At 65.4% G+C, this 19,728-nt stretch carries 21 protein-coding genes; 10 read left to right on the forward strand and 11 right to left on the reverse strand.

Features of this window, described 5'->3' with window-relative positions:
* The first annotated feature begins 452 nt into the window (after nt 1-452).
* The 10 genes from TRD_RS12590 (at nt 453) to TRD_RS12625 (ending at nt 7,944) form a co-directional block, all read left to right on the forward strand.
* Complete coding sequence (locus TRD_RS12590; protein WP_012643201.1) at nt 453-1,457, forward strand: zinc-binding dehydrogenase; 1,005 nt, start codon at nt 453-455, stop codon at nt 1,455-1,457.
* A 404-nt stretch (nt 1,458-1,861) separates the two neighbouring features.
* On the forward strand, nt 1,862-2,026 hold the full coding sequence (locus TRD_RS14950) for a hypothetical protein (protein ID WP_012642946.1): 165 nt from the start codon (nt 1,862-1,864) through the stop codon (nt 2,024-2,026).
* A gap of 318 nt (nt 2,027-2,344) precedes the next feature.
* Nucleotides 2,345-2,686, forward strand: a complete 342-nt coding sequence (locus tag TRD_RS12595; protein WP_012642937.1) for a hypothetical protein — start codon at nt 2,345-2,347, stop codon at nt 2,684-2,686.
* Between the two features lie 12 nt (nt 2,687-2,698).
* Nucleotides 2,699-3,139: a hypothetical protein gene (locus TRD_RS12600; protein ID WP_012643092.1), complete on the forward strand. Its 441-nt coding sequence runs from the start codon at nt 2,699-2,701 to the stop codon at nt 3,137-3,139.
* A gap of 192 nt (nt 3,140-3,331) precedes the next feature.
* The gene (locus TRD_RS12605; protein WP_012642540.1) at nt 3,332-3,679 is read left to right on the forward strand and encodes a hypothetical protein; all 348 of its coding nucleotides are present in this window, start codon (nt 3,332-3,334) and stop codon (nt 3,677-3,679) included.
* 57 nt (nt 3,680-3,736) lie between these two features.
* Entirely contained in the window at nt 3,737-3,940 is a 204-nt protein-coding gene (locus tag TRD_RS12610; protein ID WP_143714823.1) for a hypothetical protein, read from the forward strand.
* The gene (locus tag TRD_RS14955; protein ID WP_012642686.1) at nt 3,940-4,116 is read left to right on the forward strand and encodes a hypothetical protein; all 177 of its coding nucleotides are present in this window, start codon (nt 3,940-3,942) and stop codon (nt 4,114-4,116) included. Before TRD_RS12610 ends, TRD_RS14955 begins: the two co-directional genes overlap by 1 nt.
* Before the next feature lie 951 nt (nt 4,117-5,067).
* Nucleotides 5,068-5,850, forward strand: a complete 783-nt coding sequence (locus TRD_RS12615) for a ParA family protein (RefSeq protein WP_012643079.1) — start codon at nt 5,068-5,070, stop codon at nt 5,848-5,850.
* Nucleotides 5,843-6,829 (forward strand): ParB/RepB/Spo0J family partition protein, encoded by a 987-nt coding sequence (locus tag TRD_RS12620; RefSeq protein ID WP_012642863.1) that lies wholly within the window; start codon nt 5,843-5,845, stop codon nt 6,827-6,829. The genes TRD_RS12615 and TRD_RS12620 overlap by 8 nt, the downstream gene beginning before the upstream one ends.
* Before the next feature lie 224 nt (nt 6,830-7,053).
* Nucleotides 7,054-7,944 carry a hypothetical protein gene (locus tag TRD_RS12625; RefSeq protein ID WP_012642919.1) on the forward strand — a complete coding sequence of 297 codons (891 nt, stop codon included), beginning with the start codon at nt 7,054-7,056 and terminating at the stop codon, nt 7,942-7,944.
* A gap of 180 nt (nt 7,945-8,124) precedes the next feature.
* Here TRD_RS12625 and TRD_RS12630 read toward each other — a convergent pair whose 3' ends face one another.
* From TRD_RS12630 to TRD_RS12680, 11 genes are all read right to left on the reverse strand, one after another.
* On the reverse strand, nt 8,125-8,730 hold the full coding sequence (locus TRD_RS12630; protein ID WP_012642492.1) for a biotin transporter BioY: 606 nt from the start codon (nt 8,728-8,730) through the stop codon (nt 8,125-8,127).
* Nucleotides 8,731-8,779: 49 nt separating this feature from the next.
* A complete protein-coding gene (locus TRD_RS12635) occupies nt 8,780-9,553 on the reverse strand; it encodes a LamB/YcsF family protein (RefSeq protein ID WP_012643132.1) in 774 nt (257 codons plus the stop codon).
* A 3-nt stretch (nt 9,554-9,556) separates the two neighbouring features.
* Nucleotides 9,557-10,549: a 5-oxoprolinase subunit C family protein gene (locus tag TRD_RS12640; RefSeq protein ID WP_012642443.1), complete on the reverse strand. Its 993-nt coding sequence runs from the start codon at nt 10,547-10,549 to the stop codon at nt 9,557-9,559.
* Nucleotides 10,550-10,582: 33 nt separating this feature from the next.
* On the reverse strand, nt 10,583-11,575 hold the full coding sequence (locus tag TRD_RS12645; protein WP_012642575.1) for a 5-oxoprolinase subunit B family protein: 993 nt from the start codon (nt 11,573-11,575) through the stop codon (nt 10,583-10,585).
* A 31-nt stretch (nt 11,576-11,606) separates the two neighbouring features.
* Nucleotides 11,607-11,855 (reverse strand): acetyl-CoA carboxylase, encoded by a 249-nt coding sequence (locus tag TRD_RS12650; RefSeq protein WP_012642653.1) that lies wholly within the window; start codon nt 11,853-11,855, stop codon nt 11,607-11,609.
* A 19-nt stretch (nt 11,856-11,874) separates the two neighbouring features.
* On the reverse strand, nt 11,875-12,882 hold the full coding sequence (locus TRD_RS12655) for an ABC transporter permease (RefSeq protein WP_012642813.1): 1,008 nt from the start codon (nt 12,880-12,882) through the stop codon (nt 11,875-11,877).
* Nucleotides 12,866-14,401 carry a sugar ABC transporter ATP-binding protein gene (locus TRD_RS12660; RefSeq protein WP_012643257.1) on the reverse strand — a complete coding sequence of 512 codons (1,536 nt, stop codon included), beginning with the start codon at nt 14,399-14,401 and terminating at the stop codon, nt 12,866-12,868. The genes TRD_RS12655 and TRD_RS12660 overlap by 17 nt, the downstream gene beginning before the upstream one ends.
* Nucleotides 14,402-14,413: 12 nt before the next feature.
* The gene (torT, locus tag TRD_RS12665) at nt 14,414-15,697 is read right to left on the reverse strand and encodes a TMAO reductase system periplasmic protein TorT (RefSeq protein WP_012642876.1); all 1,284 of its coding nucleotides are present in this window, start codon (nt 15,695-15,697) and stop codon (nt 14,414-14,416) included.
* 111 nt (nt 15,698-15,808) lie between these two features.
* Nucleotides 15,809-18,163, reverse strand: coding sequence for a xanthine dehydrogenase family protein molybdopterin-binding subunit (locus tag TRD_RS12670; RefSeq protein WP_012642489.1), 2,355 nt, complete (start codon nt 18,161-18,163; stop codon nt 15,809-15,811).
* 13 nt (nt 18,164-18,176) lie between these two features.
* Nucleotides 18,177-18,662 carry a (2Fe-2S)-binding protein gene (locus TRD_RS12675; protein WP_012642580.1) on the reverse strand — a complete coding sequence of 162 codons (486 nt, stop codon included), beginning with the start codon at nt 18,660-18,662 and terminating at the stop codon, nt 18,177-18,179.
* 20 nt (nt 18,663-18,682) lie between these two features.
* Nucleotides 18,683-19,555 carry an FAD binding domain-containing protein gene (locus TRD_RS12680; protein ID WP_041437373.1) on the reverse strand — a complete coding sequence of 291 codons (873 nt, stop codon included), beginning with the start codon at nt 19,553-19,555 and terminating at the stop codon, nt 18,683-18,685.
* Nucleotides 19,556-19,728: the final 173 nt, after the last annotated feature.

Below are 19,728 nucleotides of genomic sequence, written 5' to 3' on the forward strand. Positions count from 1 at the left end.
TAGTATAGCAGCACCACCCATCGTGCGCCAAGGTGACGTGTCGCAGCACGCGGGTGAGGGGCTCCCCAGCGTGGTCGTGGACAAGCCCAGGACACGACCGATCCCGACTGGCAACCGGTATGGCCGGAAGGTCATCCCGCACTGCTGCACGACCGACTGCCTCTTGCCGCCGCACGAAAGAGGTTCGCGAGAGGCATCCTCGTGAGACATACGGTATCGCTCGCTGTGGAGAGGAGCACACCATTCCCGCGCGGGCGGGAGTGACGACGAGCCACCCGGCGAGGCGTCTCAGCCCGGGACCAGAGTGGCCGGCGACGGAAAGAGATGGGTTGTTCACGGAATCGTCGCGCTCAGCGGGAGAGCGTGCTGGTAGAATGCAGGCAAGGGTAAGACGCACGGGCCAACGAGTCCATCGATACGGTGACGTCAGCCCGGGAAAGGGAGGGAGCACCATGCGAGCAGCCCGCTATTTCGGTCCCCATGATTTCCGTCTCGTCGAGATCGACCGCCCCGTTCCTGAGCGCGGCGAGGTGCTCCTGCGCGTCCGCGCAGCTGGCCTCTGCCACTCCGACCTGCACATCATCTTCGATGAACTCGGTGGTTACCCGATTCCGGCACCCCTGACGCTGGGTCACGAGATCTGCGGTGAAGCCGTGGAACGCGGCGAGGGAGTGACCGGCATCGAAATCGGTCGCCGCTACGTCGTCTTCGGTCCGGTCGGCTGCGGCAACTGCCGCTGGTGCCGCAGCGGACGCGACAACCTCTGCACCGAGAGTCGCTGGATCGGAATCGCCCGCGACGGCGGGTACGCCGAGTACGTCACAGTGCCTGCCCAGGCCCTCGTTGCCGTGCCGGACACTGTCTCCGACGCTGAGGCAGCGGTCGCGACCGACGCGGTCCTCACGTCGTATCACGCCTTGCTCACGGTCGGTCGCCTCCAGCCCGGGGAGGGAGTCGCCATCATCGGTGTCGGCGGCCTCGGCCTCAATGCGGTCCAGATCGCCAGCGCCTTCGGCGCCGTCGTCCTGGCCCTCGACATCCAGGAGCGGAAGCTGGAACTCGCCCGCCAGCACGGCGCAGCCATCGCGCTGGACAGCCGGCAGCTCGATCCCCAAAACCCGCCCCTCGATCGACCCATCACGCTGGTCGCCGACTTCGTCGGCACCGACCAGACCAAGCTGCTCGCCCAGCAACTCGTCGCCCGCGGCGGACGCATCGTCCTCGTCGGCCTGGGCAGCGTCGGTGGTCCACTCCTCGGGCTTCGCGCTGTCGCCGACGAAATCGCTGTCCTCGGCTCGTTTTGGGGTACCCGACAGGAACTCGCGACTGTTCTCGACCTCATCGCCCGCGGCATCATCCGGCCCCGCGTGGAAACGCACCCGCTCGACGAAATCCTCACCTGGGTCGAACGGTTGCGCGCGGGTGAGGTCGAAAGCCGCGTGGCCCTGGTGCCCTGAGCAGCGTTGCCCGGTTGGCCAAAAGCGGATCGTCCGACCGACTCCCATCGACCGGTGCCAGCGCGACCGACCGATGCATGCGCTCACGGCCGAGTCGTTCACCGGCGCTGCCCCACGCACGCGTCGTCACGCGTATCGTCAACGGGCGGGAGTCCGGTGCTCCCTCTGCCTGCCCCGGTACCCGGGTGCTTTCGCTCGCTGAGCGCTCCTGCCTGAACAGCAGCCGACTCCAGCTCTCGTGACGTCGCGTTTTGCCGCATTCCCAGAGTGGCTCACCGGTTCGGCTCGCCGCTCGGTGCACCACGGCTCGGGATCGACGAAAAGAAGTTTTGACAACTCTCTCTGGTAGGCTACCGGTAGAAATATCGCTCGATCAGTCCGTGAGCCTGGGAAAGGAGCACGTCATGTGCCGAGCACCGGAGCGACGCGTGCGCGACCGAGCGTCTGCTACCCGACGGTCGTTCCTCGTACTTTTGCTCGTACTCGCGATCGGTCTCTTCCCGCCGCTGTCGGTCAACGCCGGTTCGTGGGTCGTCGCCTCGGCCTACCGTGAGGACAAGGTGACCTGATCGTTCTGCCCTTTCGCCGAATACGGCGCGTTCTTCCCTGGCCAGTATGGGCATGACCAGCACGACGCCGGGCCAGGGAGCGATGTGGCGACCTGCGGGAGCAACCACGGGTGCATTTCCCAGTGCAACTGGACGAATTAAGGAGGCGTGCAGCGTACTCTTCAGCGAGTTCCTCTTTTTTGGTAAGCCAGGCAACTCGACGAATTAAGGAGGCGTGCAGCGGAACGTCCTGCTCCTGCCCAAAACCTGGCTCTACACGATAACGTCTTTCAGTCAGCGTTCTGGAGCATGGACCGCGGCGAATGACCGCGCCACGATGTGGATCCGCTGAGCGGAGAGGAGCTGCGTCATGCGCGGGTTTACCAACGGACAGAGCTGGAGCGAGAGACTGTCTCGTATCGAGCGGTCGCTGGCCTGCTCGCCCTGGCACTGGCGTTCGGCTGGTACTGGACAGCGGAGCGGGGTGGGACCAGCCGGCCGCTCGCCGACCTGCTCGTCCCGCTGATGTCCCCGGCTGGTTGGAGCCTTCAAGCTGCTCCGGTCGAGCCGGTCGCCGCGTTCCCGCTCTCCGGTGCAGCTCCTGCCACTGCGAGCGCCTACCGCGAGGGGGCGCGGGTCGTCTGGCAACTGGCCGGTCAGCGCCAGCCCGAGTTCGAATAGCCGAACGTCGCGGTGACGCTCTACCGGTTCGCCGACGCCAAAAGCGCAGCGGCGGCTGCTGACGCGCTCGCCACCCAGAACGCGGCGGAACGTGCGCCTGCCGGTCTGACCGAGAGGACGGTTGTCGAGGTCGATGGCTGGCCCCTCGTTGTCCGTCGCGCGCTGACCGGTCAGAAACCAGACCAGCTCCGGGGGTGGAGCCTGGTGACCTACGAGCTGGCACCGGAGGCGCTGCCAGCTGCCCACGGAGCTATCGGCGTTCCGGTCGAGGTCGAGTCGCTGCGGGCGCACGAACTCACCCTCGTGCTCGTCTCCGGTGAGACGGTCGCCTCGGTCTCGGTTCATGCCAACAACCGGGCAGTTCCCGTGCTCCGCGACCTGCTCGTGCAGGTGTGCGACCGCCTCGCGCTCGAGCGGACAGTGCTCGACCGCGTTCCCCTACCGGCGGACTGAGCGGCCTGTCGACCGCGTCGACTCGCTGGAGCCATCGGTGTCATCCGTCGCGCCGCGAACCGCAGCGCCTGTGTGGAACGGGTAGCGCCTGCAGGGCCACGACCGTACTGGAGGGGGTTGACATCTCCCTCTCTGATACGCTGTCGGTTGAGGTACCCCACCTGTGTCGACCGAGAGAACGGGAGGTGTGCGATGGATCGGTCGTGGCGTCAGCTCGCTGCCGTGCTGGCAGCGCTTGTCCTCTTCACCGTCCTCCCGCTCGGCGTCAGCGCGAAGGGAGACGAGGTCTCGCTCGCCGAGGCCGTCGCGCTCCGGCAGCAGCTCGTGACGGCACCGGATTTCGAGGTTGCCTGGCGCGCGTTGACGCAAGCCCAGCAGCGGGCCATCGAGAGCATCGATCGCCAGCCAGTGATCGAGACCGGTTCGACGAGTTCGGGAATCGGCGACTTCGCTGTTGCTGCCGCCGGCTGCTGGACGCGGATGAATTATGTCCGAGCCGTAGCTGCTTTGCTCGGCTATGTGCTGTGGAGCTACGAATAGTATATTTACTGGCGCGGGGACGGATCACGCATTACCAGCTGGTAGAGTTGGGTGCAGGTGCGTGTCAACGACCCACTCCATCGCTACCTCGGTGAGAGCGGCTATGGTATAACCGGTGGTGTAGGCCAACCGTTCGTTCGTGTGTATCGGTCCGGCAAGATCTGCTTCTTGCCGCAGCTGAACTGCCCCTACGTACGGTATCCCTACGTGACGCTTTATGCCTTCGGGAACGGTGGCTGGTCGTCCGAAGTGGGTACGTGATGAGCAGTCAGTCTCCCCAGGGGATACCCTGGGAAGTCGTTTGGATCCGGCGGCTGGTGCTGGTGTTGCTCGTCGTGCTGATCCTCTTCCTCCTGGTGGCGCTGGCTGCCTTCGTGAACGCAGCGTTCGCGCACCTCGAGTGCGGCTGCGGTGCGCCGGCGGCTGCAGGCGGGTGAGCCGTCGTCCGCGTGTGGGCGCAGCAGACTGCACCCAGCCGGCCTCGCGGTAGGAGAACGGTGCGGGTGTCTCGGCCCTATCGGGCCGGACGGGTCGGGCGTGCCTGACCCCTACAGGGGGCGAACATGGCCTTGAGAGTGCCGGTGGACGAGCCGGTGGCGACCGTCGTCAACAGGCCACGCCCCTGTTTCCGTAGGAGCGCGGCGCGCCTCGCCCGCCCGCGCCGGATGGCGCGGGTACGTGGTTCGTTCCCGGGCCTGACGGCCCGGCTGGGTCACGCACGCGAGACCCCTACCGGAACAGCGGTGGTCGATGCGGGCCGTTGGGCAACGCTTAGGGGACCGTTCCTGATCGGCGACGACCCGTTCACGTGTCGGGGCGAGGCATGTCTCGCCCGCCCGCGCCGAATGGCGCGGGAACGAGAAAATTTCGCAGCCCAGATCGCACAGACGTGTCAGGCACGCCTGGCCCCTACACGGATCGATCGTGGCCGCACAGTCCGAGATGGTCGCTGCGCGATCGAGCGTCGCGAACCGACGCTGCCTCGTTGCCAGAGGGGTGTCAGCCCTGTGCCTGCGGAGACGGTTGGGGTGGCCGGTCCTCTCGGGCCAGGTGGGGCACCTACGCCCGCGCCCGCCGCGGCTCGGCGCTGCTCGAGCAGTTCAGGTGGACAGCATGCACCCGACCTTCGGCATCGGGACGCGCTCGTCGGCCAGCACCCGGTGCCGCTCGCTGGGCTCAGTGTGCTTCCGCTTGGATCCGGCTTCGAGACAAACACAGGGCTGTAGCCGCGTCGTCGGTGGTGGGTTGCCCCCACGGATCGGGACACCGCGCTGCCCGATTGCCCGCGTCCCAGGGAAACACCGGGATGGGAATCGTCCCTCGCTCCTGGACACAGACGGTGACCTCTGGTAGCCTTCCTCTGCGAGTGTCCGTACAGGGAGCCAGGCGTGACGCCAGTCATCGCGTTCTTCAACCAGAAAGGTGGAACCGCCAAGACCACGAGTACGCTCAACGTCGGAGCTGCACTCGCTGAGCGCGGCTACCGGGTACTCTCGCTCGACCTCGATCCCCAGGCCAGCCTGACGATGGCGCTCGGGATCGATATCGCCCGGCTGGAGGTCTCGGTCTACGACCTCCTCGTCGAAGATCCGCTTCCCCTCAGCGAGACCATCGTGGCGACGCGGATCGCCGGATTCGACCTCGTCCCGAGCCATCCGGATCTGGCTGCTGCGGAACTGGAACTCTTGAATGCTCTCGAGCGCGAGCGGCGGCTGGCGCACGCGCTCGCTGCGGCTGAACCCTTGCCCTACGACTACGTCCTGATCGATAGCCCACCGGCTCTCAACATCCTGAGCGTCAACATCCTGGTCGCCGCGACCGCCCTGGTCATTCCGATCGAGCCGCATCCGCTTTCGCTCATGGTCTTGCGTCGCCTCTTCGAGACGGTCAACCGGGTGCGCCGGCTCAACCCGCGCCTTGCTGTGCTCGGCTTCCTGCCGACCAAAGTGCACCACTCCTCGCGCCTGGTCGCCGACATGCTCGCCACGCTGCGCGAGCGCTTCCCCGATCTCCCGCTCTTGCCGAGTATCCCGCTCTCGATCAAGGGCGCCGAGGCGGTAGCCGAGCACACCTCGATCCTGCAGTACCAGCCGCGGTCTTCCCTGGCTGCAGCCTACCGGCAGGCTGCTGCTGCCATCGTCGAACTCGTCGGGAGTACCAGTCGTGTCTGAGTCTCCGCTCTCCCCAACTACCCGCCGACGGCGCTTTACCGTCGATGACCTGCTCGCCGATACGTCACCCCAGGCACGCGGTACCCGCGAACTCGCCGAGGCACGCGAGATCGCGCTCGACCGCATCGAGCCTGACCCTGATCAGCCGCGCCGTACCTTCGATCCGGAGCGCCTGGAAGAACTGGCCGCCTCCATCCGCCAGCAGGGCGTGCTCCAGCCGATCGCGGTGCGGTACGACGCGACGCGCGACCGGTACGTCATCATCCACGGCGAGCGACGCTGGCGGGCCGCCCAGCTGGCTGGTCTCCCCACCATCCCGGCCATCGTCCGGCAGGTCAGCGACGAGCAGCGACTCATCCAGCAGCTCATGGAGAACATCCTGCGCGAGGATCTGAACGCGCTCGACCGAGCGGCTGCGCTCCGTCGGCTCAAGCAGCAGCTCGGTGATGTCCCCTGGGAACAGGTCGCCGAGACGGTCGGGATCAAGCGCAGCCGGCTGTTCCAGCTCCTCGCTACGGAGAAGCTGCCGGAACCGGTGCAGGAAGCGATCCGGGCTGGCCGGCTCTCGGAGAAGCAGACGCGACCGCTCCAGGGGCTTCCCGAGCCGCTCCAGATCGCGGTGGCCCAGCTGATCGAGCAGGACGGTCTCCCGCAAGCGGAGATCGAGCGACTCGCCCGCACGCTGCGCGAGCGCACCGACCTCGCCCTGCTCGATCCCCGAGAGCTCCTGCCTCAGCTCCGGCAATTCATCCGCCCGATCGGGTCAGCCACGCCGCGACCGGCTCGCTCCACCCGTCGATCGTCCCGCGCAGTCCAGCTCGTTACCGCGCTCGAGCGGCTCCGTCAACTCCTGGAGACGACCGATCCCGCCACCCTCGATCGCGCCGAGCGCGAAGTGATCACCGAAGCCTTCCGACGCCTGGGCTCCTCGCTGCACCGCTGGCGCACCGCGTTGGGCGGCGCACCCGAGTCGAGCTGAGCATCGCTCAGCTCCACGGAGTCGATCGTTCGCGGATGATCGCCTGAGTCTCCCGGCCAGGTCGCTCACCCGCCTCGAGCGCCTGCGCAACCCGCTCGGTCGCTGGGCCGCGACCATCGCTGACCGGCAGTGGCTCGCACGATCGGGACAATCGAGTCAGTCACTCGTCCTTGACCTGTCGCCTTCTCTGTGCGAAAAGGAATCAGTGAGGAGGTACTGGCCGCATGATCGACGATCTCTGCCAGGTGCTGGAGCAGTTGCGCGATCGCCTGCAGGCGCAGAAGTCGCTCCTGGAATCCAACGAGGCGCAAACGCGCGTCAGCCTGATCGACCCCCTCTTGCGAGCCCTCGGCTGGCCGACCGACGATCCGACGGCCGTGCAGGTGGAAGTGCAAGCAGGGAGCGGGCGAGCCGATTACCTGCTCCGCAGTGGAGACCAGACGATAGTCGTCCTCGAGGTCAAGAAGCTCGGCGAGAAACTCGATATCGCCCATTCGGCTGCCGTCAGCTACGCGTGGGAACTTCTCCGCCAGGGCCAGGCACCCCGCTACGTCGGTGTCAGCGACGGCCGCCGCTGGCTCCTCTACGAGCCACAGCAGCTCAAGCAGCCGCGCTACGCCCTGGACCTGGCGGATTCCCAACGCAGCATCCCGGCGCTCGCTCTCGCCTTCACCGAGGCTCTCTGGCGCCGGCTGTACGAGCGCATAATCCCTCCGCCTCCACCGCCTCCAGAGTGGATTCCGCTGACTGCCTTGCGACCGCATCCCGGCGACCCGCCGCCGAGCCGGATCCGCTTCCCGGACGGCAGCGAGCGCGACCTGAAGACGTGGAAGTCGCTGCTCCTCGAAGTCGCCGAGTGGCTGGTCGCGCAGGGCAAGCTGACCTCGGTCGCCTGCCCCGTCCCGATGGGGCCGAAGCAGTACCTCGTCAATACGGAGCCGATCCATCCAACGGGGAGGAGTTTCGTGTCCAAGAAACGACTCAGCAACGGTCTCTGGCTCAACCTCAATCTGAGCGCGCGAGACGTCGTCCGCAGCGCGCAAAGCCTCTTAAACCATTTCCAGATCGCACCACAACAGGTTCTCGTCAGCCTTCGCCACGGGCCACCGGCCTGATCGACCCGCGACCAACTGGAGCAATGCCCGGCAGCAATGCCCGGCCGCCGCTTTCCCGGTCTTGCGCCTCAGGCAACGAGCGTCCGCACACCAGTGGGCCATTTTCTGGGAAGCACTGCACCAAAAACGAGGCCGGCCCGCCGCACAGGGGGCCGGCCATCGCGGAAGAGGGTAACGGGCTCAGCTCATCGTCCCACTACCCAGGCGGCGCACCACCCACCACGCTCCGGGCAACGCGACGGTCGCCAGCACGATCTTGACGATGTCTCCTGGAATGAACGGAACCATGCCCAGTAACGGCGCCTTGCTGATGCCGACGAAAACAGCGAGCCAGGAGACACCGAAGAGGTAGATCACGAGATTCCCGAAAACCATCGCCAAAGCCGTGGTCAGCGGCCGCCGGTCCCAACCACGCTCGGCCAGCCAGCCGGTCACGAACGCCGCAGCGATGAAACCGATGAGGTACCCACCGGTCGGACCCAGCAACACTGCCAACCCCGCCTTACCACCGGCGAAGACCGGCAACCCGGCCAGCCCTTGCGCGACATAGAGCGCCATGCTCGCTGCTCCGCGCCGGCTCCCCAAAGCCGCACCCACCAGGAGAACGGCGAAGGTCTGCCCGGTGATCGGAACCGGGGTGAACGGCAGCGGGATGCTCACCTGTGCCGCCAGAGCCGTGAGCAGGCTCCCGGCCACCACCAGCACGACATTGGCCGCGAGCCGCACCCCCGCGTGCTCTCGCCAGCTCCGCGGCAGCGCCAGATCCGCCAAGACGACCGAACTCATTCGACCTCCCTCTCCTTCCCTAAACGAACCGATCAGCGATCGCCGAAACTCAGGCGGTCGCCGTCATCCCCGCCCCCAACGGGCGGACGACCACACCTGCCTCCTCCAGGCGCTGGCGCACCCGCTGGGCGATCTCTGGTGCGTTCGGCGCGTCGCCGTGGATACAGATCGTCTCCACCTCGGCCTGGAGCGTCTCCCCCTCGATCGTCGGGATGCGACCGTGCAGGACCAGCTCCACGGCGCGCCGGGCGACTTCTTCGGGGTCCCACGCCTGCTTGCGGCGCTCGAGCACCAGTTGCCCCTGGCGGTTGTAGTTGAGGTCGATGTAACCCTCGCGCGCCATCGGGATACCGACCGAGGCTGCGACCCGCGGAGCGATATCGCCCATCATCACGAGCGCGATCCCGTTGCCGAGCGCCTTGATCGCCCGGCAGAGCGCCTCGCACAGTTCCTCGTTCTGCGAGCACATCACGTAGAACGCTCCGTGCGGCTTGACGTGCTGCAGTCGCGCACCGGCTGCCTGAGCGAACGCCTGTAGTGCGCCGGCTTGGTAGAGAGTATAGTCATAAACCTCCTGCGGCGTGACGTCGATGCGGCGACGGCCGAAACCGAGGAGGTCGGGAAAGCCGACATGCGCGCCGATGCCGACCCCATGCGCCACCGCGAGTTCGACCGTTTGCCGCATGACGGCCGGATCGCCGGCGTGCCAGCCGCAGGCGATGTTCGCTGAGGTGATGTATGGCATCAGTGCTGCATCGTTGCCGAGCGTCCAGCGACCGAAGCTTTCGCCCATGTCGCAGTTGATGTCGATGACGCGGGCCATGGCTCAGCTCCTCTCGAGGTTGCTCTCGTGGATCGTCTCGTCCTGCTTCTTGAGGAGCGCGATCGCCTCCTCGAGCGTGACCTCCTTGAACCGAATGTAGCTCCAACCCGGGACCATCTGCCCGAGCTTCCACATCGCAGCCTTAGCGACCACGGCGTTGCAGATGAAGCCACCCAGTGTGGGACCATCGATGCAGAGGATGATCGGCTGATCACCGCAGACATTCACGGCCCCGACGGGATAGCCGTTGTCCAGGATGTTCGAGGGATGCCCGCCACCGGCACCACCACTCGTGCGGGCCCACTGCCACTTGTGGATGTCCAGCCGGTAGCCGGTCCGGTTGGAGGCAGCGTCCAGCTTCCATTGGTGCGAGAAGAAGAAGGCCATGTCGTCGGCCGTCATGTAATCGGGATCCGCTTGCGGCCCGCGCGTCGCCTCCACTTCCCACACCTCGTTGTAACCCGGATAGCTCGGCACCAGCGCGCTCGGCACGCGTCGTCCAGCTGCCTGCGCCGGATCGACGACCGGCTCGCCCAACGGCAACGTGTCACCAGCCTGCAGCTTCCGCCCTTCCAGCCCGCCGATGGCACCGGGCAGATACGTGGCGCGGCTCCCCAGCACCGGTGGAACGTCGATCCCGCCACTCACTGCCAGGTACGTGCGGAAGCCGGCCCCCTGTAGATAGTCGAACTCCAGGACATCGCCAGCTCGCACCAGGTAGCTGCGCCAAAGTTCCACCGGCTGGCCGTTCAGTTTCGCCCCCATGTCGGCACCGCAGATCGCGATCGCCCGCTCGTCCCGGAAGGCAACCACGAGCCCGCCGGCCGTGATTTCCAGCCCAGCCGCACTCGGGGGATTGCCGACGAGCACGTTGGCGAAACGGAACGCATAGTCGTCCATCGGCCCCGCCGGTGCGAAGCCGAGCGACAGCATCCCGATCCGCCCCGGATAGTCCTGTACCGTCGTTTCGAAGCCGCCGTTCCGTACCTCGAGCATGGCTCCTCCACCCTTCCTGCCTTCTCGCGAGCATCACGGAACCGGCACGCGAGCAGCCGCCTCGGCCTGGCGACGCCGGAACGCCTCCGCTTCCGGCTCCACCTCTTTGAGGAACTTGAGATACGCACCAACGTCGAAGGTCGCCGTCTCGTCGATCCGGTACTGGTACGTGCCGTCGTAGACCGCTTGGATCATCGCCTCCAGTTCGTCGTCGGTCACCCGTGGGCGGAAGCGCAGGCGGTCGCCTGGGCGTAGGAGGACGGGACTCTCGCGGAAAGCTGGATTGCGCTGTTGCGGATCGTAGATCGGCACCGTATGCCCGAAGATCTGATAGCCTCCGGCCGATTCCACCGGATAGATGGCCAAGCACGGTCCGGCGATACCGACCGTTCCAGCCGGTGTCCAGTGTCGCGTCGGGTTGTACTTCGGCAGGACGACCGCATAGCGCGGATCCAACGGATAGGCGAACGGCAGACCGGGGAAGAAGCCGAGTGCAGCATTCCACCAGTCGGTCGCCATGATGTAGCTGAAGAACTCTTCCTCATCGCGCAGTCCGTTGTACATGGCCGCGTACTTGGAGTTCGTTCCGTCGATCACGTTCGGTGCATCGGCTCGCTGGTACTGGACGTAGCGAGCGATCGCTTCGCGCGTCCACTTGTCGTCGAAGGCGATCGGCAGTTCGACGATCCGGCTCGGCACCACGAGGTTCTCGAACGGGGGCAGATGCTCGTATTGGTCCTCGACGAAATCGATCAGATCGCGCACCCCGATCTGTCGACTATCGTAGTTGATCAAGATACTGCGCAGGGCCGGGATCGTCTCGATGAGTCCTGCCGGACGATGTCGCTTGATCGCATCGTCCAGCCCCAGCACGCGGAAGCTCATCGTCAGGTCGAAAACCATCTCGCCGAACTCGACCAAGAGGAAGCTGTCTCCCGCATTGCGGTACACCACGCTCGGGCGGCCGTTCCGCTCCGGGAAGCTCGCCAGGACCACTCCTGAGGGATGAGGACCAGTGCCCATCATGACCGCTCGCTCCTTCCGCTGCCTACCGGGGTCAGGCCTCGTCGCTCACCACCGCGATCGGTTGGCCGGGTCGGATCGCCTCTTCGTTCTCCACCAGGAAGCGCACCAGTTTCCCGCCGACATCGGCCGTGATCTGGTGGAACGTCTTCATCACACCGACCAGGCCGATGACCGTCCCCGGTTGGATCGTCTGTCCTTCCTCGACGAACGGCGCCGCATCCGGGCTGGGTCGCCGATAAAAGATGCCTGGCAACGGTGATTTGATCGTGTGCTCCGCCATCACGTTCCCCCTTCCCGTCCTACCGCTCACGATGCACCCAGTTATCGATGATCACTGCCACGACCAGCAGCGCGCCCGTGATGATCAACTGCGTGTAGGTGCTGATCCCCATGATGTCCATACCATTGCGCAGCATGACCAGGAAAACGGCACCCAGCGCCGCACCGAAGATATTCCCCTCGCCACCGCGGATCGAGACTCCACCGAGCACCGCCGCTGCGATCGATTCCAACGGGAAGCTCGCCCCCAAGGTCGGCTCACCCGACCCCACCCGTGCCGTCAGCAAGAGACCAGTCACCCCCACCAGGACCCCAGCGATCGCATAGGCGAGGAAGAGATAGAAACGGACCGCGATGCCCGAGAGGCGCGCCGCCTCCGCATTGCTTCCGATCGCGTACCAGTACCGCCCAAAGCGCGTCCAGTGCAGCAGGAGATACATGACCAAGAGGACGAGCACCATGACGAACCAGGGAACGGGAATGCCCAACACTTTACCGGTATAGAGGGTGCTGGAGAAATAACCGGGCAAGCCGAACACTGGTACTCCGCGAGAAACTTTCAGAGCCACACCGGACACCGCCGTCATCATGGCCAGGGTCACGATGAACGGCGGCACGCGAAACACCGAGACGAACAGTCCATTGAGCGCACCGATACCGGTCGCCACCGCGATCGCTGCCAGGGTCGCGATCACCAGACCAGTCAGTGGTGCGTCCGGGTGATCCAGGAGCTGCAGGCCGACCACGATACTGACCAGTGCGATCGAGGAGCCCATCGAAAGATCGAAGCCACCAGTCAGGAGCACCAATGTCTGGGCAACCGATACGATGATCAAGAAAAGCGCCTGTGTCAAGATGGTCGAGAGGTTCGTACGCGTAAAGAAGTTCGGCGAAGCGATGGAAAAGAAGAGCAAGAGGCCGATCAGCAAAACCGGGAGCAGCCCCAGTTGATCGATGACCCCTCGCACCCAGCGGAGACGTCCGAGAGCGACATAGCGTCCGGTCGCGACTTCACGCGGCGTCGACACCGGTCCGCCCGACCTCCTCTCTTGTGTGCCCGAAGTAGTACTGCAACAAGCGTTCCTCGGACACTTCCTCGTGGCGCATGATCGCCACGAGTTCCCCCTGGAACATCACCACGACCCGGTGACAGACGTGCAGCAGCTCCAGCATATCCGAGGTGATGAACAGGACTGCCGCCCCCTGTCTGGCGAGTTCGTGCAAGAGCTCGTAGACAGCGATCTTCGCGCCGACATCGATCCCCTGCGTCGGCTCGTCCAGCACGAAGACTCGGGTGGTCCGGATCATGCCACGTGCCAGCGCTACCTTCTGCTGGTTCCCACCCGAGAGATTACGCACCCGCGCATCGGGATTCGGGGGAACGATGGCCAAGCGCCGGATGTATTCGGTCACCATGCGCCGCTCACGCCGCTTGTCGAGGATGCCCCCCGCTCGCTGGAACCGCTCGAGCGCTGCGATCGTCATGTTTTCGAGCACCGAGCGATTGGTGAAGAGACCCTCGTGGCGCCGGTCAGCCGGGAAATACATGAGCCCTCGCTCCAAGAGCGTGCGCGGGCTGATCCGGTCGAGCGGGATTCGTTCCCCGAAGAGCTCGATTTCCCCTGCCGTGATCGGCTCCAGACCCACGAGCGCTCGCCCGAGAAGTCCCTTTCCCGAACCGATCAATCCGCCCACGCCGAGAATTTCACCGGCGCGGAGCGTCAGGTGTACCCCCCGAAGGCCATGCGCAGTCGTCAACCCACGAACCGCCAGAACGACTGCAGCTGATTCGGGAACCGGCTGCAGCACTGGGTAGATTTGCTCGTATTCCCGACCGGTCATCAATGTGATCAGCCGGTCCGTCGTCATCTCGTGCACCGACAAGGTCGCGACATGCCGACCATCCCGCATCACCGTCACGCGGTCGGCGATCTCGTACAGTTCCTCCAAGCGGTGCGTGATCCAGATTACCCCTACCCCTTGCCCGCGCAGTTCCCGGACGAGATCGTAGAGCACGCGCGTTTCACGGTCGGTCAGGGAAGCGGTCGGCTCGTCGAGGATCAGGACCTTCGGTCGTTCGAGCGTCGCCTTGGCGATCTCGACCAGATAGCGCTGCGGCACGGTCAAATCACGCACCTTCGCAGTGGGCGAGATCCCAGCATCGAAGAGACCCAGTTGAGCCACACTGCGCGCCTGCATCGCTGGCTTGCGCAGAAGCCCGGGAGTCGTCAACTCCCGCCCTAAGAAGATGTTTTCTGCGACGCTCAACGCTGGCACCAAGCTCAGGTGCTGGAAGACAGCGCGGATCCCCAACTCTTGAGCATGGTGGGGCGACCGGATCTGCACCGGTCGCCCCTCGAGCTCGATCGTCCCCCCGTCTGGATGAAGCGAACCAGCGAAGATGTTGACGAGGGTCGACTTCCCTGCCCCGTTCTCGCCGACGAGCGCATGGACCTCCCCGGCACGCAGCTCGAACGAGACCCGGTCGAGAGCGAGCACACCCGGGAAGCGCTTGGAGACCTCGATGGCCCGCAGGAGCTCCGCCATGCGTCGGCCTCGTCACGCCTTCGGCTTCACCGAGAAGACCGGACGGAAATCACGCGGACCGAACATGTCTTCATACTTGAACTCCTTGTAGTTCTTGGGCGTGACCACCTTGATGATCGGTCCAGCCCGGAACGGGAAATCCACGCCCGGCTTCTCCCCATTCAGGATCCGCACCATCATGTCCACCGCCATGCGCCCTTGGAGAGCCGTGAAGTCCGTCGGTGCTGCCGCGACCTTCCCCTCGGCGATCTTGTCGTAGAGCGGCGGGATGATGTAGGTCGAGACCACCTTCGGCTTCTTGGCCCGGTTCGCCAGGATGTCCGGTGCCGCATCGGCCGCGACCGCATTCCCGACGAGGTAGGTGACATCGGGATAGGCGTTGAGCGCATCCTCGATCAGCGAGACCTGCACATCCTTCCCGGTGTCGCCCCACTTGACGTCCAGAATCTTCACCTTGCCGGGAACCTTCTCTTCGACCGCTGCCTTGAAGCCATCCACCGTATCCGGCGCCCAACCGGAACCAGCCGGACCAGGCAGGAAGACGACCGTCACCTCCTGACCGCCGGAATCTTCCGCGACGAACTGACCAGCTGCATACCCCATGTCGTAGAACGACACCAGCGCCTTGGCCATGATGTCTGGCGCCTGGATGTCGTTGATCACCTCGATCACCGGCTTCTTCTTGTTCTTGACGATGTCGGTTACCAGTTGATCCTGCGAGGCGTAACTGATCGCAGCCAGGATGATCCCCTCGATGTCCGCGCGGTTGGCCAGGTTTTCCACCTGATTGATTTGCCCAGTCAAGTCGTTGTACCCCTGGGCCGCGACCAGCTCGATCCCCACCCCGAGGATCTGTGCTTCGTCGACGATCCCGTAATCGACCGCCAGCCAGTACGGGTCCTTGAGGTGCGGGAACGAGACGCCGATCATGTACGGCTTGTTCGCCTTTGGCCGCGTCCACTTCTCGTACTTCGGCCCCTGCAAGCTGCCGGCTGGCCGACCCGGCTGCTTGGTCGAGACGTCGTACGTGCCGTAATAAGCGACGACGTCCCAGAGCTCTTCCGTCGCGGCCGCCGCTGTCGGTGTCGCTCCAGCAGCTGGAGCGCTCGTCGGTGTCGCAGCTGGCGCGGCAGTCGGCTGGGCACCACTGCTCGCCGGTGTCGGAGTCGCCCCGCCTCCGCCGCAAGCAGCCAAGAGACCACCAGCCACTGCCACGGCGCTGGTCACTGCCAACGAGCGCAAGAGACCACGTCGCGTCAGTCGCCCGAACTGATCCTTCGTATCCCCTCCTCGCATCCTCTCGCTCCTTCGTCCAGCTACTCGTGCCATTCCCTGGCGGAAAGCCAGGGAATGGCGACCATCCCATCCATGTGCCGAAAACGAGACGCGTGCTCGATCGTCACCTCCTCACGCGCCGCCCTGCTTCTGGAGCGCGCCCAGTACCCGCTCCGGCGTCAGCGGCAGCTCCTCGATCGCTCGACCAGCCGGCCAGATGGCATCGAGTACTGCGCCTGCGACCGATGCCGGCGATGCCAAGAGTCCACCTTCACCGATCCCTTTGATGCCACCGATCGTGACCGGCGAGGGAGTCTCGAGGTGATCGATTACCAACTCCGGCACTTCGGTCGCCGTCGGTAACGCGTACGTCACGAAGCTATCGGTGAGCAGCTGCCCGTTCTCGTCGTAGACCATCGCCTCGTAGAGCGCACCGCCGATCCCTTGAGCGATCGCACCCATCACTTGCCCTTCGACGATCATCGGGTTGAGCATCGTCCCACAGTCTTCGACCGCCACGATCTTGTCGAGCCGGACGAGACCCGTCTCGCCGTCCACCTCGCAGACGGTAACGATGCATCCGTTCGAATACGTGGCCCGTGGATCGTAGAACTTGGTCGCCGAAAGCAGCGGCTCCTCCCCCTCCGCCCGCACGCGTCCGTCCAAATAGGCTGCGAAGGCAACCTGGAACATGCTCAACGAGCGATCCGGTGCGCCGCGGACGAAGACGGTGCCGTCTTGGATCTCTAGATCTTCCGGCGCCACCTCGAGGAGGCGACTGGCGACGCGCAGCACCTTCTCGCGCACTTCCTGCGCTGCCAGTGCCACCATGCCACCACCGATGACCGCGCTTCGACTGGCATAGGTGCCCATGCCCCAGGGCGCACGCTCGGTGTCGCCATGCTCGACGATCACGTCGTCGATCGAGACACCCAGGATCTCGGCTGCCACCTGGGCCAGCGTCGTTTCGTGCCCTTGACCATGGCTGTGCACGCTGACCGCGACGCGCACCTTTCCGGTCGGATCGATCGTCACCGTCGCGTTGTCGTGCGAGGGGAACGGGAAGCCGGCTTGCAACGCGATTTCCGAACCCCACGCCGTCGGCTCGACGTACAAGCTGATCCCGATTCCCAGGTACCGACCCTGTTGCCGCAGCTCGGCTTGCCGGCGTCGCAGCTCGTCGTACCCGACGAGTTGCAGAGCCCGCTCCAGCGACTCCCGGTAACTGCCGCTGTCGTAGACCATCCCGGTCACGGTGGTGTGCGGGAACTCGCTGATCAGGTTGCGGCGCCGGAACTCCGCCGGGTCCAGCCCGAGTTCGCGCGCGATCTCGTCGAAGAACAGCTCCCGCGCCGTCTGCGCGGCCGTCCAGCCGACGGCGCGGAAAGCCCCGACCGGCGCCTTGTTCGTGCAGACGGCGATCACTTCGTGCTGGTAGGCTGGGATGTCATAGACGCCGGGCACGATCCCCGCAGCCGCCAAGGGTTCGATCAGCGCGCTCGCCGTGTTGAACGAATAGGCGCCCCCGTCGCCGATCAGCCGCGCCTTCATCCCCAGCACCTTGCCATCAGCGCGGACGGCTGCCTCGAGCTCGATGATCTGCTCCTTCGCGTGCGTTGCGGCGGCGAGGTTCTCCCGCCGGTCCTCGACCCACTTGACCGGTCGCCCGAGAACTTTGCCGAGATAGGCGATGACGACTTCCTCCGGATAGATCGTCATCTTCTGCCCGAAGCCGCCACCGACCTCTGGAGAGATGACGCGCACCTTGTGCTCAGGAATCCCCAGGAACAACGAGAGGAAGAGTCGCAACATATGCGGCATCTGGGTCGAAGAATAGAACGTCAGTTGCCCGCTCGCTCGCTCGTAGACCGAAAGGCAACCGCGTGTCTCCATCGGCGAGGCCACGAACCGGTTAGTGTGGAAGCGTCGCCGGAAAACTCGATCAGCCTGGGCGAAAGCACCTTCGACGTCGCCGAGGGTCGTGACCTTCTGGTAGACGACGTTCGTCCCCAGATCCTCGTGCAGGATGGGAGCATCCGCGGCCATCGCGCGCTCGGCATGCGTCACCGCTGGCAGCGGCTCGTACTCCACTTCGACGAGTTCCGCCGCATCTTCGGCAATGTAGCGATTTTCGGCCACCACGACCGCGACCGCTTCACCGACGAAGCGCACCTTGTCCTTGGCCAACACCGACTGCGGTGTCGGTTTGAGCCCCTCGATCGGGAGGCCACTCGCCAGTGGCGGGAGCGCCGCCACATCCTCAGCTGTGTAGACCGCGATCACTCCCGGCAGCGCCTCCGCTGCACTCGTCTCGATACGTCGGATCCGCGCATGCCCGTATGGCGAGCGCACGAATGCCGCATGCACTGTTCCCGGGATCTGGATATCGGCCAGATAGCGTGCTTCGCCAGTCAGAAAGCGTGGATCCTCCACCCGCTTGACCCGAGCTCCGACCCACTTTCCCCTTGGCAAGATCTGAAGCGTCATCGCTGCGCCCCTCTCATGATCCCCGGCCCGCTTGCATCTGTTCCGCTGCCGCTCGGACAGCCCGGACGATGTTCTGGTATCCCGTGCACCGGCAGAGATTGCCGCTCAAAGCCTCCCGGATCTCCTCCTCGCTCGGGGCTGGGTTCTCCTCGAGCAACGCCACGGCAGTCAGCACCATACCAGGCGTGCAGAACCCGCATTGCAACCCATGATGCTCCCAGAACGCTTGCTGCACCGGGTGCATCGCTTCCCCGGTCGCCAGCCCCTCGATCGTCGTCAGATTCGCCCCATCAGCTTGAGCGGCCAGCACGAGGCACGAGCGCACCGCTGCACCGTCCCACAGCACCGTGCAGCTCCCACAGACCCCGTGCTCGCATCCCAATTTGGTGCCAGTGAGCCCCAGCTGCTCGCGCAGGAAATCGGCGAGCGTCATGCGCGCTTCGACCTCGGCAGAAATCGACCGCCCATTCACGGTCAGCGTGATCGGAACTCGCTGCATCGTGCCCCGCCTCCCCTCGCTCAGAACCCGGCCCGCGCGGCGGCAGCCTCGATCGCTCGTCGCACCACCACGGGCGTGATCTGCCGCCGGTACGTCGCTGACCCATGCACATCGGAAAGCGGCTCGTCGATCGCATCCGCCGCAAGAGCGGCTGCTTCACGCAGCGTCGCGCTGTCCAGGGCTCGCCCGACGAGCGCCTGCTCGACCGCGGTCGCCCGCAACGGTCGCGTCGCCACACCGAAGAGCGCCACGCTCGCCCGACTGCACGTTCCGTCCGGCCCACGCTCCAGCACCGCGACTGCTCCAGCGAGCGCGAAGTCGCCGTGCCGCCGCGCGATCTCCTCGACACCCCAACCCGCGCCAGCCGGTAATGCGGGAAAACGGATCGCGACGAGCAGTTCGCCCTCAGCCAGGGCGGTCGTGAAGGGTCCCAGGAAGAAGTCACGTGCCGGGATCGTCCGCTCGCCTCGTGCGCTGCGGACGACCATCTCCGCATCCACTGCCAGCGCGACCGCCGGGTATTCAGCCGACGGATCGGCATGAGCCAGGCTCCCGCCCAACGTACCCCGATTCCGGATCGAGGGATGCCCCACGTACCGTGTCGCAGCAGCGAGCACCGGCACGTGCTGGGCGACCAGCGGATCACGCTCCAACCGTCGTTGCCGCACCATCGCGCCGATCTCGACCGCACCATTCCGCACGACCAACTCGTCGAGCCCGGCGAGACGACCGAGGTCGACCAAGAGCGCTGGACGCGCCAGCCGCAAGCTCAGCATCGGCACCAGGCTCTGCCCACCAGCGAGTGGCCGGGCATCCGAACCATGCCGCGCCAGCGCCTCGAGCGCCTCACCGAGGGTCCCCGGCCGCTCGTAGGCAAAAGCTGCCGGTTTCATCGCCACCCTCCCCACTCATCCACCGAAAAACACAACACCCGACCCGCTCCTTAACCCGACGAGCCCGAGATAGCACGCTTCTTTCCGGATCCGCGACGATGACAGCCAGCACCACTGTCGGTATGCTAGAGCCCAGACGGTTCGCCTGTCAAGAGGCGAGCCTTTGTAATCTG

It is taken from the genome of Thermomicrobium roseum DSM 5159 (assembly GCF_000021685.1).
GTDB classification, from domain to species: Bacteria; Chloroflexota; Chloroflexia; order Thermomicrobiales; family Thermomicrobiaceae; genus Thermomicrobium; species Thermomicrobium roseum.